A 15,477-nucleotide genomic window follows, 5' to 3' on the forward strand; every position below is an offset into this window, starting at 1 on the left:
GGGTGGGGAGCGGGCAGGCTGATACAACGTGATGCAGCCGGTCACATGGAACGCATCCCGTGGGAATGCCGGCCGAACGGGGGTGGCCATGTCCGACGACGTCCAGGCACGCCGTGCGCGGGCCGAAGAGGCCCTTCGGCGCACGAGTGCCTCCCTGGTGTTGCTGGACCTGGGCAGCCACACCGCCACGGGCTTCGTCATCTCCTCCGAAGGCCACGTCGTCACCAGCCTCCACGCGGTGGCCAGCGCGCGCGCCATCACCGCCGTGCTGCCGGACGGCCTGCGCTCCTCCGTGGTCCAGGTGACGGCCGTGGACGAGCGCCGCGACCTGGCCGTCCTGTGCCTGTCCGTTCCGGACCTGGTCCCCGCCCTCTCGCTGGGCCCGGCCACGCTGCCCTCGGAAGGCGAGGCCCTGAACGTCGTCCAGGCCCACGCGGACCGCTCCCCGGAAGCGCGCACCCTGGAGGTCCGCGCGGTGCAGGTGCTGGGCGAATGGCTCACCCTGCTGGAATTGTCCCGCACGCTGCCCGAGGACGCGTCGGGCTCGCCGGTGCTGGACGCGCGCGGGCAGGTGGTGGGGCTGGCCACCGCGGCGCTCGCCAACGGCCGCGCGCTGGGGCTGGTCATCCCGGTGCGCTACATCGCGCCGCTCCTCAAGACGCCCGGCCCGCCCCGTCCGCTGTCCGCGTTGGACGCGCCCCGGCAGCGCGCCACCCGCGTGCGCCAGGTGCCGCAGCACCCCGTGGGACTGCTGGAGGGCTGCGCGACGCCGGCCGTGGAGTCCGTGGCCTCACTGCTGGGACAGGCCATCAACGTGGGCGCGCCCGCCTACAACCGGGGCGACGTGGAGGGCTGCTACCGGCTCTACGCGCACACCGCCGAACAGCTCATCGACGAGCGCGACGACTGCCCCGGCGTCCAGCGCGCGCTGCGCGATGGCCTCTTGCGCTGCGAGAGCCTGAAGGACGTGGAGGACCGCGCCTGGGCCCTGCGCGACACGTTCGACGGGTTGATGGACGTCATCGGCCGGTGGCGCCAGGCGCGCCCGGCGCCACTCACCCCCGCCAACAAGCGCCCCCCGCCGAAGACGTACCTCAACTAGGGTCGCGACCCGATACACGCGGAGCAATTCCAGCAAAAACACAATAAGCAGCCATGCTTTGACAATCTGCTTATCATTGGATAACTGGAAGTCGCCACGGCAGGGGGACTGCGGCGAGCACCCGACCTGGGTCTCGGCAGCGTGGCCATCCGGTACGTCCCTGCACTCACACCTGAGTTTGAACCGTCCACGCGCAGCGGCTCCCCGTACCCGGACCGCCCTCGAGGCCTCGCTTTCCATCGCCCGTGGCGTTCGCCGCACGCGCGCACGGGAGAGGGGCGCCCGAAGGCAGGGGATCCTTGCGCCGTGGCCTGGGAAGCAACGTCCATGGACATCACCGCCCCTCCCCGTTTCGTGAAGAACCGCGACCTCACCGTGGGCTCCGCCCGGCTCCAGGAGGTCCAGAAGGCGGTCCACTACTATGTGGACAACCACCACTGTGACGTCATCGGCCGCGTGTTCCACGGCATCCCGGGACGCGAGGCGAGCGTCAGCCTCAGCCCGACCCGCCGGGAGGCGGCCTCGCGCGGACGCCGGGAGGTCCTCCACTTCGGCTCCTACAACTACTCCGGCCTGAACGGGCACCCGCGCGTGGTGGCCGCGGCGGAGGCGGCCCTCAAGCGCTACGGCACGACGGTCAGCGGCGTGCGGCTGCTCAACGGCACCTGCGAGCTGCACCTGGAGCTGGAGCGCGCGCTGGCGGAGTTCCTCGGCTTCGAGGACTGCATCACCTACAGCAGCGGCTACGCGGCGAACCTGTCCGTGCTGTCCGCGCTGTGCGGCGAGGGCGACGTCGTGCTGTCGGACATGCTCAACCACCAGTCCATCATCGACGGGCTGAAGCTGTCGGGCGCGGACGTGCGCACCTTCCGGCACAAGAGCCTGCGCAGCATCGAGGGGGCGCTGAAGAAGCTGGCCCCCGAGCAGCGCAAGTTCATCATCACCGACGGCGTCTTCAGCATGGACGGCGACGTGGCGGACCTGCCGGGCATCGTGGCGCTGGCGGAGGCGCACAACGCCTTCGTCCTCGTGGATGACGCGCACGCCACCGCGGCCATGGGCCCTCACGGCCGGGGCACTCCGGCGCACTTCGCCCTCCAGCACGGCGTGGACGTGCTCACCGGCAGCCTCAGCAAGGGCCTGCCGGGCATCGGCGGGTTCGCCGCCGGCACGAAGGCCACCATCGACCTGCTGCGCTTCGGCTCCAACGGCTACATCTTCTCCGCCTCGCTGCCGCCCCCCATCGCCGCGGGCCTGCTGGAGGGCATCCGCATCCTCCAGGAGCAGCCCGAGCTGCAGCAGCGCCTGCACTACAACGAGAACGTCCTGCGAGCCGGCATCCGCGCCATGGGCCTGGACTGCATGAACAGCGAGTCCCCCATCATCCCCGTGCTGATGCCCGCCTACGAGAAGACCTTCGAGCTGACGCGGCTGCTCCACGAGGAAGGCATCTACGTCAACCCGGTGGGCTACCCCGCGGTGAGCAAGAACCGGACGCGGCTGCGCATCAACGTCAGCGCCAACCTGACGCAGTCGGACCTGGACCGCTTCCTGGACACCCTGGACCGCTGCAGCCGCAAGCTGGGCGTCCAGCAGCAGGACCCGGCCCTGGCGCGCACCGGCACCTGACGCCCTCCCCCCTCCCAGGACGCGCTCCCATGGACCTCAAGGAACAGCTCCTCTACGGGCTGCCCGTGTTCTTCACCCCCATCCTCCTGGAGCTGGTGGTGGGGCTGTTGCGGCGGCGGCCGGCGTACCGGCTCAACGACCTCATCACCAACGTGACGATGAGCCTGCTCACCGTCCTGGGCAGCGTCGTCATCGCCGGGGCCACGTTCGTCTTCTACGGGTACGTGCACCAGCACCACGCGCTCCTCGCGTTGCGCAATGACTCGGCGTGGACGTGGGTGCTGGCGTTCCTGTCCTACGACTTCTTCTATTACTGGGCGCACCGCCTGCATCACACGATGGCGTGGATGTGGGGCATCCACGTCGTCCACCACTCGGGCGAGGACATGAACTTCGGCCTGGCGGTACGCCAGAGCGCCCTGGGTGAGCTGACCACGTGGCCCTTCTTCGTGCCCATGGCGCTCCTGGGCGTCTCGCCGGAGGTCTTCCTGGGCATCACCAGCCTCCAGCTCGTGTTCCAGTACGCCATCCACAACACCTACGTGCCGCCGCTGGGCTTCCTGGAGAAGGTGCTCGTCACCCCGTCCCAGCACCGCGTCCACCACAGCCGCAACACGCCGTACATCGACAAGAACTACGGCAACATCCTGGTCGTGTGGGACCTGCTCTTCGGCACCTACCAGCCGGAGCTGCCGGAGCACCCTCCCGTCTATGGCCTGCGCGCGGGCCTGCGCTCGTGGAACCCCTTCACCGCGCACTTCCACTACTTCGGCGAGCTCTTCCAGAAGGCCGCCGCCTGCGAGCGGGTGTCCGACAAGCTCCTGTGCATCGTCCGCGGTCCAGGCTGGACGCCCCCCTCCCTGCGCGCGGACCGCTTCCACGACGCGGATGACGGGCCGTCCGCCACCTTCCAGAAGTACGACCCGAGGCTGCCCTGGCCCGTGGCCGCCTACTGCTTCGCGCAGTTCCTGGTGCTCGCCGCCGGAATCCTCCTGGTGGCGTGGCACCTGGACACGCTGGGCGTGGCCGCGCGCGTCCTGGCGCTGGGGCTGGTCCTCGTCAGCACCTGGACCCTGGGGGTGCTGATGGATTCGCGCCCCTGGGCCTGGCGGATGGAGTGCGCGCGGCTGGCCTGCGTGGCGCTGTTCATCCCCGCCCTGGCGCTGATGGAAGGCCTGCCCCTGATGGGCGTCCTGCCCCTGCTCCTGCACCCCGTCCTCGGCTCGCTGTGGCTCTTGCGCTTCCGGCCCATGTTCCAGGAAGGCGCGTCCCCGGCCTCCCGGGCCCCGGGCGCGCTGGCCGCCTGAAGTCCCCTTCCCTTCCGCACCTCCTTCGCACGACACGTCATGACCGCGTCCGCCACCGCCATCGGGAGCGCTCCCGCGCCCCATGCCCCTCCAGGGCCGCTCGAACTCCGCTGGGTCTCCTCCATCCAGGACATCGGCCGGGAGGCCTGGAACACCTGCTTCCCCACCTCTGACGTGATGCAGGCCTACGAACTGCACCAGGCCACGGAGGCCGCCAGCATCGAGGACGTGCAGTTCCACTACCTCCAGGTCCGGAGCGCGGGCGAGGTGCTGGCCGTCGTGCCGTGCTTCCGCTTCCGGATGTCGCTGACGGTCATCGCGCCGGACAACGTCAACAAGGTCGTCTCCCAGGTGCGCCGCGTCCTGCCGGGCTTCCTGTTCCTCAACGCCTTCGTCATCGGAACGCCCATCGCCATCTGCAAGGACCTGCTGGGCGTGCGCCCGGACCTGCCAAAGCCGCGCCGTGACGCCGTGCTGCGGGCCATCTCCGACGAGGTGGTGGCCCGGGCCCGGCACCTGAAGCTGGGCCTGGTCTTCATGAAGGAGCTCACCACCCGGCTGCTGCCGGAGGTGCGGGACGTGCTGTCCCCGCGCTTCGCCTTCGTGGAGAGCGCCGCCACCACCTACCTCTACCTGGGCGAGCCCGGGAAGAGCACCTACCGGGAGCGGCTGCGCAAGAAGTACCGCTCCCTCATGAACAACCGCATGGCCCGCGTCCAGGAGGCGGGCATGCGCTGGGAGCAGGTCGCGGACTTCTCCCGCTACGCCGCGCAGATGCACCCGCTGTACCTCCAGGTGCTGAACCATTCGAAGATCCGCTTCGAGACGCTCAGCGTGGACTTCTTCGCCCGGCTGCCCGCGCTCCTGGGCGAGCGCGTCTTCGCCCTCCTGTGCTTCAAGGGCGAGCAGCTGGTGTCCTTCGAGCTGTTCCTCAAGGACGACGAGTGGGTGCACCCCATCTACCTGGGGCTGGACTACCGCCTGCGGGACGAGGGCTCGCTGTACTTCAACAGCATCTACAAGATCGTGGAGGTGCTGGAGGCCCACGGCAAGGCCGTGGTGCAGCTGGGCCAGACGAGCTACGCCGTCAAGGCGAGCATCGGCGCGGTGGTGGACCGGCTCTACCTGGCCGTCCACCACACGAACCCAGTGCTGGACGCCCTGCTGAAGCGCTTCGGCGCGGAGCTGTTCCCGCCAACGCCGCTGCCCCGCTCGCAGCGCGTGTTCCGGGACATGAAGGAGAACGACGACGGCCTGGCCCGTCACGGCATCCACTTCGAGCGGCTGGACGACGGGAGCGAGGAATGAGCACGGCCACCACCACGCGGATCCACTCCAGCATCCAGCACGTCCCCCAGGCGCTCTGGGACGAGAAGCTGGCCCAGGGCCACCCCTTCAAGAGCGCGGCCTTCCTGTCGTGCCTGGAGGACTCGTTTCCGGAGCGGAAGTTCGGCTACCTGGTGATGTCCCAGGGCGAGGACGTCGTCGGCCTGGCCGTCATCACCGAGGAGCGCCTGGACCTCACCCTCCTCATGCCGGACCGGGTGGGCGCCCTGGCCAAGGGGGTGCGCCGGGTGATGCCGGGCTTCCTGTCCCTGGGCCTGGGCATGGTGGGCACGTTCGAAACGGCGCAGCGGCACTGGTGGTACGACGCGCGCAAGCTGTCGGAGCACGACTTCGCCCAGGCGCTGCTGGAGGCCTGTGACGAGGTCTGCACGAACTCCGCGCTGCTGCTGGTGCGCGACTTCATGGAAGGGCTGCCGGAGGACCTGCGGCTGCAGTCGTGGTTCCTGGAGCGGGGCTTCAAGCCGGTGGCCAACCACCCCATGGCGATGGTGACGCTCGACGGGATGAGCAGCGAGGAGCACTTCCAGCGGCTGAAGAAGAAGTCGCGGCAGAACCTGCGCAAGAAGTTGAAGGACGCGGAGGCGCTGGGGTTCCAGGTGGAGCGCGTGCGCGACTTCCGCCCGCTCATCGACGCGTGCTACCCGCTCTACCTCCAGGTCCACGAGGGCGCCTCGGAGTTCAAGCGCAACCCCTTCCCGCGCGCCTTCTTCGAGACCATCGCGGAGCGCATGCCCACCACCAGCAGCTTCCTCACGCTGCGCACCCAGGAGGGCCAGCTCATCGCCTTCATCCTCACGGGCACGGGCGGCGGGGTGCACAACCCCTTCCTCATTGGCATGGACTACGCGCGCACGGAGGGCACCCCCGCGTACTACCTGCTGCTCTGGAAGGAGCTGGAGCACGCGGCCCGGCACGGGTGCCGGGTGGCGGACCTGGGTCTGACCAGCTACTTCGTCAAGCAGACCGTGGGCGCGGAGCTGGAGGGGATGACCATGGCCGCGCGCCTGCAATCCCCCTGGCTGCGGCCGCTCATCAACCCGCTGCTGCCGCTGCTGCTGAGCGAGAAGCAGCCCGAGGAGCGACGCCGCTTCCGCGTCTCCACGCCCGACGACGGCCAGCAGCCCCCCTCCCACAAGGCCGCGTGACCATGATCCGCTTCGCCTATGGCTGCATCCCGTCCATCATGTCCCTCGCCTTCGCCAACACCCTGGTGCGGCGCGGGGGGCTCGTGCCCACCAGCATCCTGCTGTCCTCGGGGGGCCTGCGCTTCCAGAAGAAGCGCTACACCCCGGCCCAGGTCCTGCCCGTCTTCCTGCGGCAGTTCGGAGCGCGCTTCACCGGCTACAACGTCCTCGCGGGGCTCGGGGGAACGCTGCTGCCCTTCGGCGCCCCTCGCGGCGGGCTGATGAGCTTCCAGCAGCTGTCGCGCGCCTACGGCATCCCCCTCACGGTCAGCGACGACTTCTCCGGGGAGAAGACCGTCGAGTCGCTGCGCCGCCAGGAGGTGGACCTCGTCGTCACCAGCATGTGCGATCAGATCCTCCGCGAGCCGCTGCTGGGCCTGCCGCGCCACGGGTGCCTGAACATCCACCCGTCGCTGCTGCCGGACTTCCGCGGCGTGGACTCCATCTTCCAGGCGATGCTGAACGGCGTGCCGGAGGTGGGAACGACGCTCCACCGCACCACCGCGCGCATCGACGCAGGGGACGTGTATGGCCAGTCCGCCTTCACGCGCGCCGCGTCGGACTCCCATCTGGCGCTGACGGTGAAGGCGACCGCGGCGGGGGTGTGGCTGCTCAAGCGGCACGTGGAGGCGCTCGCGCAGGGCCAGACGCCCCCCTCGCACGCCATGGACGTGACCCGCGCCCGCTACCCCTATCGTTCCTGGCCCACGCGCGAGGAGTTGGAGCGCTTCCACACGGCGGGCCAGGTGTTCTGGCGCGCGGAGGACTTCCGCCGGCTCCTACGCTTCGATGACCCCACCGACCCGACGACGCGGGACGTGCCCCCCTTCGCCGGGGAGCCCTTGAGGACCGCGGCCCGCTGAGCCCCTCCCCCGCCGGAGCCGTCCTCCGGCGGGAGGCGCGCGGCTCAGGCCTCGTCCCAGCGGATCCGCAGCGAATAGGTGTGCTCGGAGCGCTCCAGCACGTCCACGCGCGGCAGCACCCGCGTACGGCGCAGCACCTGCTCCATCACGCCCGCCACGAAGTCCGGCAGCGGATCCGAGTCCACCACGCGCGCACGCCACTCCCGCGCGCGCACCGGCTCCAGCATCAGCTTCATGTCCTCGCGGCCCGCGCGCAGGTACGTGGGCAGCCGCGCCAGGCACCGCTCCGCGCCCAGGAGCGGCGCAGCCGCGGCGAAGATGCGCCCCACCAGCGTCTGCGCGAACCCCTCCACGTAGTGGGTGCCCAGCACGCGGTTGGCGTCCTCGCTCGGAAGGCCCGGGCACGCATGCCGCCGCGCCACCGCCAGCGACGCGCGCCACACCTCTAGAGGAAGGCGCTCCTCCACCGTGTCCGCGTCGTAGCCCACGTCCCGCAGCGCCTGCGCGAACGGACCCGACGGCCTCAGCGCGTGCTCGAACAGCCCTTCGAAGTTCCGGCGCGGCACCCGCACCATCAGCAGCGGCAGGCCAGGGGCCTCCCGCGTCTCCGGATGAATCCACGTCTCCATGTCTTCCAACCCCCCCAGGGTCCAGCCCCCGCACCAACCCGGCCGGGAAACCGTGTCTCACTGTATCAGTCTCCACGCGCCGGGCCTGCTCGCCTGGTTGCCGCTCAGGTGTACTTTTCCAAGTATTTCTCGCGAATTTTCCCGCCCGCCTCGCGCTGTTCCATGACGGCTCGCATCAGGGATTTCAGGAATTCGGGTCGCAATGGACCCCTACTGAAAGCAAAATTTCTGTGTCAACCGTTGAATTCACAGGAAGTCTACCATCGGTATCCTCCGATTTCTGGGATGCCGCGTTAACTTCTTTGAGCCATCGGAAACTCTCGGAGCCCCCGTGCGAGAATTGTTCATCCCCCTTGCAGCGTGAGTGATTCATGACCATTCGCCGCACCGACGGTTCGACGCCCGTTTCTCTCCGCCCCACCACCGACACCTCGACGACGGCGAAGGCCAAGAACGTTCTTCGCGTGAAGGACGGCTTCGAGTCCGTCTCCCGCACGGGCGCCGCCGCTGGCGCGCAGCCCACGGCCGCCGCCTCCGCGACGACCCAGTCGTCCTCCACGGGGGCCACCTCCGCGCAGACCGGCCGCCTCGCGCTGGACAGCAAGGAGGCGCAGCAGGCCATCCAGACGTCCCTGAAGGCCCTGACCCCGCCGATGACCGCGTCGTCGCTGCTGGCGGCGAACAAGACCGGCCCGACGCTGGCCCCCAAGAGCGTGGAAGTCGACGAGCTGGGCATGACCCACGTTCGCCTGGACCGCGTTCACGAAGGCGTGAAGGTCTTCGGCGAGCAGCTGATCAGCCACCTGGGCACGGACGGCAAGGTGTCCAGCGTCACCGGTGAGCAGAACCCCATCCCCGCGGGCCTGGGGACGCAGAAGCCGAAGCTGGCCCCGCAGGCGGCCATCGACATCGCGAAGAAGGAGCTGGGCGGCAAGGCCGACAAGCAGCCCTCTTCCGAGCGCGTCATCTACCAGGACGCGGAAGGCAAGTACCACTCCGCCTACCAGGTGGAAGTGACGCAGATCGCCGGGCAGGAGAAGCCCAAGAAGCAGAACTACATCATCGACGCCAACACGGGGAAGGTGCTGGAGAGCTTCAACAAGATCGGCGGCTGGTCGAAGTCCGCCGCGGCGCAGCTGCAGGTCAACGGCACGGCCAGCCCGAACGTGGCCATCCCGGACAAGGGTCAGGTCCAGTCGAAGATCAACATCCCGGACGGCGTCACGGTCGACAAGCTGTCCGTGGACCTGAACATCAAGCACACCTGGAGCGGCGACCTGAAGGTCACCGTGACCAGCCCCTCCGGCAAGTCCGCCGTGCTGCAGGACCGCAAGGGCGGCTCCAAGGACGACATCGCGGGCTCGTTCGACCTCTCCGAGGCCTTCAAGGGCGAGAGCGCCAAGGGCGAGTGGACGGTCACGGTCGAGGACAAGGCCGCGCGTGACACGGGCACCCTGAACAACTGGAGCCTGAACATCACCGCGAAGGAGACCACGCCTCCGACGGATCCGCAGAACCCGCCCACGGGCACCGCGGACGACCTGACGATGTACAGCGGCCACGTGGACCTGAAGACCAAGAAGGAAGCGGACGGCACGTACTCGCTGGAGGACTCGACGCGCGGCAAGGGCATCGTGACCTACGACGCGAACAACAAGTCCACCGCGTCCGGCCAGACGAAGATCTCCGACGACAACGACAAGTGGGGCGAGGCCACCGACCCGGCGCGCGCCAAGGCCGGCATCGACGCGCACTACGGCGCGGCCACGACCTACGACTTCCTCAAGAACGTCCTGGGCCGTGACTCCATCGACGGCGCCGGTGAGAAGCTCGTCAACTACGTGCACGTGAAGAACAACTACGTGAACGCGTACTGGGACGGCGAGAAGATGAGCTACGGCGACGGCGACGGGAAGCAGTCCGGCCCGCTCACCACGCTGGACATCGCGGGCCACGAAATCGCGCACGGCCTCACCGAGCGCACCGCGGGCCTCATCTACAGCGGCGAGTCCGGCGGCCTGAACGAGTCCTTCTCCGACATCATCGGCACGGGCGTGGAGTGGTACGCGGCGCAGAACAACCCCGAGGCCAAGTGGAACTGGACCGTGGGCGAGGCCGCGTGGACGCCGAACAACGGCGACTCCGAGGACGGCCTGCGCTACATGAACGACCCGACCAAGGACAACTACTCGGTCGACAACTACAAGAACTACCCGAAGCAGACGGAGGTGCACGGCTCCAGCGGCATCTCCAACAACGCCTTCTACCTGCTGGTCGAGGGCGGCAAGAACAAGACGTCCGGCCTGGAAGTGAAGGGCGGCATCGGCATGGAGGACGGCCTGAAGATCTTCGGCCGCGCCCTCACCACGTACATGACGCCGAAGACGACGTTCGCGCAGGCCCGCGAGGCCACCATCAAGTCCGCCACGGACCTGTACGGCGCGGACTCCAACCAGGTGCAGAAGGTGAAGGACGCCTGGACCGCGGTGGGCGTGAACTAGGCTTCCGCTGAAAGCTTCCTGAAACATCCGAGGCGGGTCCGGTGTCACCACCGGGCCCGCCTCTTTCTTTTGCCGCTCATGGCGCCGTCAGGCGCCCGGGCTCAGGCGAAGAAGCGCGACAGCACCGCCACCATGCGGGCCACGTCGGACGCGGCGGCCAGTTCGCGGATGGAGTGCATGGACAGCATGGGGTTGCCCACGTCCACCGTGCGGATGCCCAGCTGCCCCGCGGAGATGGGGCCAATGGTGCTGCCGCAGCCCAGGTCCGTGCGGGTGACGAAGTGCTGCGGCGTGACGCCCGCCTCCTTGCACAGCGCCGCGAAGTGCGCCCACGACTCGCCGTCCGTCGCGTAGGACTGGTTCACGTTGGACTTGATGACCGGGCCACCGCCCAGCTGCGGCTGGTGCTTGGGCTCGTGCATGGACGCGTAGTTGGGGTGCACCGCGTGCGCCATGTCCGCGCTCACCATGAACGAGCGGCGGATGGCGCGGTGGAACGCGTCCGCGCGCCCATCCGAGTGCGCCTGGACGATGCGCTCCATCAGGTCCTTCAGGAACGGCGATGCGGCGCCCTGCGCGCTGCGGCTGCCGCACTCCTCGTGGTCATAGAGCACCACGCCCACCGTGGCCTCGCGCGGGCCGGTGTCCTTCAAGAGCGCGGTGAGCCCGGTGTGGCAGCTGGCCAGGTTGTCCAGGCGGGGCGCGTGGAGGAACTCACCGTGCAGGCCGGAGCGGGTGGACGGCTGCAAGTCGTAGAGGCACAGGTCGTAGCCCAGCAGGTCGTCCGCGGCGGCCTTCACGCCCGAGCGGCCCAGCTCCTCCACCAGCAGCGTCTTCAGCTCCGCGGGGCCCGCGCTCTCCAGGCCCAGCACCGGCACCATGTGATCCTGGGGGTTGAGCTTCAGCCCCTCCGTGTTGACGCCGCGGTTGAGGTGGATGGCCAGGTTGGGCACGCGCAGGAGCGGCCGGCGGAAGTCCACCAGGTGATGCTGGGGGCGGCCGTTGTGCAGCGCCACCACGCGGCCCGCGAGCGACAGGTCGCGGTCCGTCCACGTGTGCAGCAGCACCCCGCCGTAGATTTCGACGCCCAGCTGCTGGTAGCCGTGGCGGTTGACGGCCGCGTTGGGCTTGAGGCGCAGGTTGGGCGAGTCCGTGTGCGAGCCCACCAGCCGGAAGCCGGTGGTGTCCACGGGCTTCGTGCCCAGCTGGAAGGCCGCGATGCTCGTGTCGCCGCGGATGACGAAGACCTTGTCACCGGGCTTCAGCGACCAGGACTCGCGCTCGTCCAGCTCACGGAAGCCCGCGGCGGTGAGGCGGCGCGCCGTCTCGCGCACGGCGTGGTACGGCGTGGGCGACGCGTCGATGTACTGGAGGAGGTCGTTGGCCTGCGTGTCGATGTCAGTCGGGCTCATGGGCCCGGCACGCTAACGCCGTCCGGCCCCGGTGCCACGTCCGACTGTCACGGCCCGGACAGGCGGAGGGGCGCCCGCCGGCAGGACGGTGGAGGAAGGGCGCGTCCCGGGCGCGGCATCCAGGAAGGTGCCCAGGAGCACCCAGCGGCGCGCCGCGTCCTCCTTGCCCGGCTTCGCGGCGAGCGGGGTCGTGTAGTGCCAGAAGGGCAGCCGGTACACGGTGACGCCGCCCACGGTGCTGACCTTGGTGAGCTCGGAGAAGTGCCCGTCCTTCGCGTACACGAGGTACTGGTGGTCCACGGCGGGAAGGGTGAGGCTCACGTGCATGTCCACGTAGCCGTCGCGCGCGTCCGCCTCCTCCGGGTGGTGATCATTGTGCGGGCCCGTGTAGTCGCCCGGGCCGTAGCAGAGCACCTGGATGCCCCAGCCCCGCTTGAGCGGCCGGCCGCTCACCGTCGCCGCGAAGGCCGCGAACGTGTCCGAGCGCAGGAGCGCCCTCAGCCCCACCGCCTCCGCCGCGCGCCACGACCGCGAGCGCCGGCTCTCCAGGAGCGCGGTCCGCACGCGAACCGTCTTGGGCAGCGCCTCCGTGTAGTTCTCCACCATGCCGGAGATGGAGTCCTCGGGGATGGGGTCCTCCATGGTCACGAGCGTGTCACGCAGCGCGGCATCCAGGATGTCCCGCGCAGCCGCCGCCTTCTTCACGTCGATGACGCCCTGCAGCGCGATGAAGGGCCTCGTGGGGTCCAGGAGCGCGCCGCACGTCTCGGAGTCTCGGCCTTCGAGAATGCGTCGGCCCTTCGGAGTGAGGAGATCGGCGAACTGGGTGGGTAGGCGCGGGGACATGGCGCGCACCATACCGGGACGTAGGCGGAACGCACGCGCCAGGGGGCCGCGCAAGGCAACTCCCCTGCCCTCCCTGCGATAATCCGGTACTCCGAAGTCCAGGGTAGAAGGCACATCCATGACCGAGATCCGCAACCGTCCCGCCGCTCCCTCCGTCGCTCCGGCCCGCACGCAGGCGCCGGCCGCGCAGCCCGCCCGGACCAACCAGGCCACCGCGGCGTCTCGCGCGGACGTGCTCAACCGCGCGGAGCTGGCGCGGACCCGCGCGACGATGGCGCCGGTGCAGGCGACGCCGGGGTCCTGGCGCGGCGGTCCCAACACGGAGGTGGGTCGCGCCATCCAGACCATGCGTCAGCGCATGTCCGACGTGAACATCACCATCAAGGGTGACACGCCGCAGAGCCTGTTTGACCGGGCCATCCTGGACAACAAGCACATCACCAACGAGCAGATCCTGGAGATGTCCCGGGTGACGCTGCCCCAGCTGGCCACCGACCCGAAGACGCGCGCGAAGGTGCTGGAGCGCGTGCCCAACGCGCGCGAGCTGCCCGTGCACCACTTCACCGTGGCCATGATGTCCGCGGTGACGGGCATCGACCGGGCGGCGCTGTCCGAAGCCTGTCCGGACCTGGGCCTCACGGGCGCGCCGAACACGCCGCTGCTCTACGCCGCCAGCGGCGAGCGCATGCAGCGCTCCACCGCGCTGCACGACTTCACGGACTACATGCGCGGCGCGGGCGTGAAGGGCGTGAACAAGGCCGTCTGGGGCGTGGAGAACCGCGTCCTGTCCGCCCTCGTCTCCGCGGTGGGCGGCGGGCGGTACTGACACGGCATCCGGGAATTCCCGGGTCGGGGAATGGCTGACGTGCCGGGCTTGAGCTGGCGTTCCAGGCTCAAGTCCAGACACACTCCATTCCCCACCCGTGGTGAAGGAGTTCCCGTTGAAGCAAGTGTTTGCGAAGTCTGTTGGACTGTTCGCGTTCGCGTTGGCCGGCTGTGATTCGGACAGGATGGCGGAGACCGAAGCAGCTGCGGTCGTCACGACCTCCGCGGAGCAAGAGCTGTACGTGGCCACCGACGCCATCTGGTACATCCCGACGACAGTCCCGGTGTGCTGGGAGGACGCGGGGAACGACCTGGAGAAGCAGTGGGCGCGTGAGGCGTGGGAGGACAGCTGGGGCGCGGAGGCCAACTTCGTCTTCACGGGATGGGACCGCTGCAACTCCTCCAATGACCACGGCCTCCGGATGGAGTTCCGGAATCAAGGCGCGGCCGTGGATCATCTCGGGTACTTCCTTCAGGGCCAGGAGCGCGCCGTCCACTTCAACTTGTGGCCGAATGGCCAATGCGACGAAGACGGACTCTTCACCCGGAAGCGCTGCGTGCGCTCGACGGTGATCCACGAACTGGGCCATGCGCTCGGCTTCGCGCATGAGCAGAACCGGGATGACAGGCCTCCGACGGCCACCTGCGATACCCAGGGGTCGGAAGGCCATGTGACAGTGGGTCCCTGGGACTGGGACTCCGTCATGAACTACTGCAATCCGGTCCGCAACGGCGACGGCGAGCTGAGCTACTGGGACCGGGTGGGGGTCAAGCAATATTACGGAGCGCGCGAACTGCCCGGCGCGCGTGAGTCCTTCCAGCGGATGCGCATCAACGGCGACGCCAGGGACGACCTCCTCGCCCGGCGCGCGGATGGCACCTTCGACATCTGGCTCTCCAATGGCAGCGCGCTGGTCTACTCGGGCTCCTTCTCCACCGGCTACACCGACGCCTGGGGCTGGAATGACGGCAACCGGTTCCTGGTGGCTGACGTCACGGGTGACGGCCAGAGCGACCTGCTGGCACGCAACGCCTTTGGCGGCTTCGACACCTGGGTGTCCAACGGCACGACGTTCACGTACGCCGGCACCACCAGCACGGCCCTCACGGATGTCAACGGCTGGAACGAAGGCCACCGCTTCTTCGTCATGGACGTCAACGGCGACGGGAAGGATGACGTCCTGGCCCGCTACGCCAACGGCGCCTTCGAGGTCTACACCTCCAACGGGCTGACGCTGACCTACAGCGCCGCGTTCACCACCCGCTTCCGCGACGATGAAGGGTGGAACGAGGGGCACCGCTTCTTCGTGATGGACATCGACGGTGCCATCTCTCCCACGACGGGCCGCCGCTCGAAGGAGTTGCTGACTCGCGACGGAGGCGGCGCCTTCGAGGTGTGGCGCTCCAATGGCTCGGTGCTCGTCTACGCCAGCGCGTTCTCCACGATGCTGAACAACGCGCGCGGCTGGGACGAGGGCCATCGCTTCATCGTGATGGACGTCGACTACGACAACCGCGACGACCTGGTGGCGCGGCGTTCCGATGGAGACCTGTCCTTCTGGCGCTCCAACGGGACGGCGCTCGTCGAGCAAGCGGCACGCGCCGAGACGCCATTCCGGACGGGGGCGGGCTGGAAGTTCGGCCACCGCTTCTTCCCCATGAACCTCGATGGAAGCGGCCGGCTGGAACTCCTGACGCGTGAGCCGTCGGGGACCTTCACCGTGTGGAATTTCACTGGCACGAGCCTGATCCAACTCTGGACGTTCCCCACGCCGTTCACGGACGCGAACGGCTGGAACGAGGGCAATCGCTTCTACTAGTCACATCCACCA

The 15,477-nt window shown here is 68.9% G+C and carries 12 protein-coding genes; 9 read left to right on the forward strand and 3 right to left on the reverse strand.

Annotated elements, in window-relative coordinates; all coding sequences use genetic code 11:
- Window positions 1–88 precede the first annotated feature (88 nt).
- The 6 genes from D7V77_RS22640 to D7V77_RS22665 all read left to right on the forward strand — a co-directional run bounded on the left by D7V77_RS22640 (window position 89) and on the right by D7V77_RS22665 (window position 7,432).
- Window positions 89–1,102, forward strand: coding sequence for a serine protease (locus D7V77_RS22640; RefSeq protein WP_120578393.1), 1,014 nt, complete (start codon window positions 89–91; stop codon window positions 1,100–1,102).
- A 327-nt stretch (window positions 1,103–1,429) separates the two neighbouring features.
- A complete protein-coding gene (locus D7V77_RS22645; RefSeq protein ID WP_120578372.1) occupies window positions 1,430–2,731 on the forward strand; it encodes an aminotransferase class I/II-fold pyridoxal phosphate-dependent enzyme in 1,302 nt (433 codons plus the stop codon).
- 29 nt (window positions 2,732–2,760) lie between these two features.
- Window positions 2,761–4,038 carry a sterol desaturase family protein gene (locus tag D7V77_RS22650; RefSeq protein WP_120578373.1) on the forward strand — a complete coding sequence of 426 codons (1,278 nt, stop codon included), beginning with the start codon at window positions 2,761–2,763 and terminating at the stop codon, window positions 4,036–4,038.
- Between the two features lie 39 nt (window positions 4,039–4,077).
- Window positions 4,078–5,346, forward strand: coding sequence for a GNAT family N-acetyltransferase (locus tag D7V77_RS22655; protein ID WP_120578374.1), 1,269 nt, complete (start codon window positions 4,078–4,080; stop codon window positions 5,344–5,346).
- Window positions 5,343–6,530 carry a GNAT family N-acetyltransferase gene (locus tag D7V77_RS22660; protein ID WP_120578375.1) on the forward strand — a complete coding sequence of 396 codons (1,188 nt, stop codon included), beginning with the start codon at window positions 5,343–5,345 and terminating at the stop codon, window positions 6,528–6,530. Before D7V77_RS22655 ends, D7V77_RS22660 begins: the two co-directional genes overlap by 4 nt.
- Before the next feature lie 2 nt (window positions 6,531–6,532).
- Window positions 6,533–7,432 (forward strand): formyltransferase family protein, encoded by a 900-nt coding sequence (locus D7V77_RS22665; protein WP_120578376.1) that lies wholly within the window; start codon window positions 6,533–6,535, stop codon window positions 7,430–7,432.
- 44 nt (window positions 7,433–7,476) lie between these two features.
- On the opposite strand, the gene D7V77_RS22670 is transcribed toward D7V77_RS22665, so the two are convergent.
- Entirely contained in the window at window positions 7,477–8,061 is a 585-nt protein-coding gene (locus tag D7V77_RS22670; RefSeq protein ID WP_120578377.1) for a DUF2378 family protein, read from the reverse strand.
- 371 nt (window positions 8,062–8,432) lie between these two features.
- On the opposite strand from D7V77_RS22670, the gene D7V77_RS22675 reads away from it, so the two are divergent.
- Window positions 8,433–10,562 carry a M4 family metallopeptidase gene (locus D7V77_RS22675; RefSeq protein WP_120578378.1) on the forward strand — a complete coding sequence of 710 codons (2,130 nt, stop codon included), beginning with the start codon at window positions 8,433–8,435 and terminating at the stop codon, window positions 10,560–10,562.
- 101 nt (window positions 10,563–10,663) lie between these two features.
- On the opposite strand, the gene D7V77_RS22680 is transcribed toward D7V77_RS22675, so the two are convergent.
- Window positions 10,664–11,974, reverse strand: coding sequence for a M18 family aminopeptidase (locus D7V77_RS22680; RefSeq protein ID WP_120578379.1), 1,311 nt, complete (start codon window positions 11,972–11,974; stop codon window positions 10,664–10,666).
- A gap of 12 nt (window positions 11,975–11,986) precedes the next feature.
- Complete coding sequence (locus D7V77_RS22685) at window positions 11,987–12,820, reverse strand: hypothetical protein (protein WP_233597164.1); 834 nt, start codon at window positions 12,818–12,820, stop codon at window positions 11,987–11,989.
- Window positions 12,821–12,938: 118 nt separating this feature from the next.
- Here D7V77_RS22685 and D7V77_RS22690 point away from each other — a divergent pair, with 118 nt between their 5' ends.
- Window positions 12,939–13,646, forward strand: a complete 708-nt coding sequence (locus tag D7V77_RS22690) for a hypothetical protein (protein WP_120578381.1) — start codon at window positions 12,939–12,941, stop codon at window positions 13,644–13,646.
- A 124-nt stretch (window positions 13,647–13,770) separates the two neighbouring features.
- Window positions 13,771–15,465, forward strand: a complete 1,695-nt coding sequence (locus tag D7V77_RS22695) for a M12 family metallopeptidase (protein WP_233597165.1) — start codon at window positions 13,771–13,773, stop codon at window positions 15,463–15,465.
- The last annotated feature ends 12 nt before the right edge of the window (window positions 15,466–15,477 follow it).

The sequence above is a fragment of the Corallococcus sp. CA041A genome, from assembly GCF_003612075.1.
Lineage (GTDB): Bacteria > Myxococcota > Myxococcia > Myxococcales > Myxococcaceae > Corallococcus > Corallococcus exiguus.

Coding starts and splice junctions, on each gene's coding strand:
- D7V77_RS22640 (WP_120578393.1), top strand. CDS start 89: ATGTCCGACGACGTCCAGGCACGCCGTGCGCGGGCCGAAGAGGCCCTT.
- D7V77_RS22645 (WP_120578372.1), top strand. CDS start 1,430: ATGGACATCACCGCCCCTCCCCGTTTCGTGAAGAACCGCGACCTCACC.
- D7V77_RS22650 (WP_120578373.1), top strand. CDS start 2,761: ATGGACCTCAAGGAACAGCTCCTCTACGGGCTGCCCGTGTTCTTCACC.
- D7V77_RS22655 (WP_120578374.1), top strand. CDS start 4,078: ATGACCGCGTCCGCCACCGCCATCGGGAGCGCTCCCGCGCCCCATGCC.
- D7V77_RS22660 (WP_120578375.1), top strand. CDS start 5,343: ATGAGCACGGCCACCACCACGCGGATCCACTCCAGCATCCAGCACGTC.
- D7V77_RS22665 (WP_120578376.1), top strand. CDS start 6,533: ATGATCCGCTTCGCCTATGGCTGCATCCCGTCCATCATGTCCCTCGCC.
- D7V77_RS22670 (WP_120578377.1), bottom strand. CDS start 8,061: ATGGAGACGTGGATTCATCCGGAGACGCGGGAGGCCCCTGGCCTGCCG.
- D7V77_RS22675 (WP_120578378.1), top strand. CDS start 8,433: ATGACCATTCGCCGCACCGACGGTTCGACGCCCGTTTCTCTCCGCCCC.
- D7V77_RS22680 (WP_120578379.1), bottom strand. CDS start 11,974: ATGAGCCCGACTGACATCGACACGCAGGCCAACGACCTCCTCCAGTAC.
- D7V77_RS22685 (WP_233597164.1), bottom strand. CDS start 12,820: ATGTCCCCGCGCCTACCCACCCAGTTCGCCGATCTCCTCACTCCGAAG.
- D7V77_RS22690 (WP_120578381.1), top strand. CDS start 12,939: ATGACCGAGATCCGCAACCGTCCCGCCGCTCCCTCCGTCGCTCCGGCC.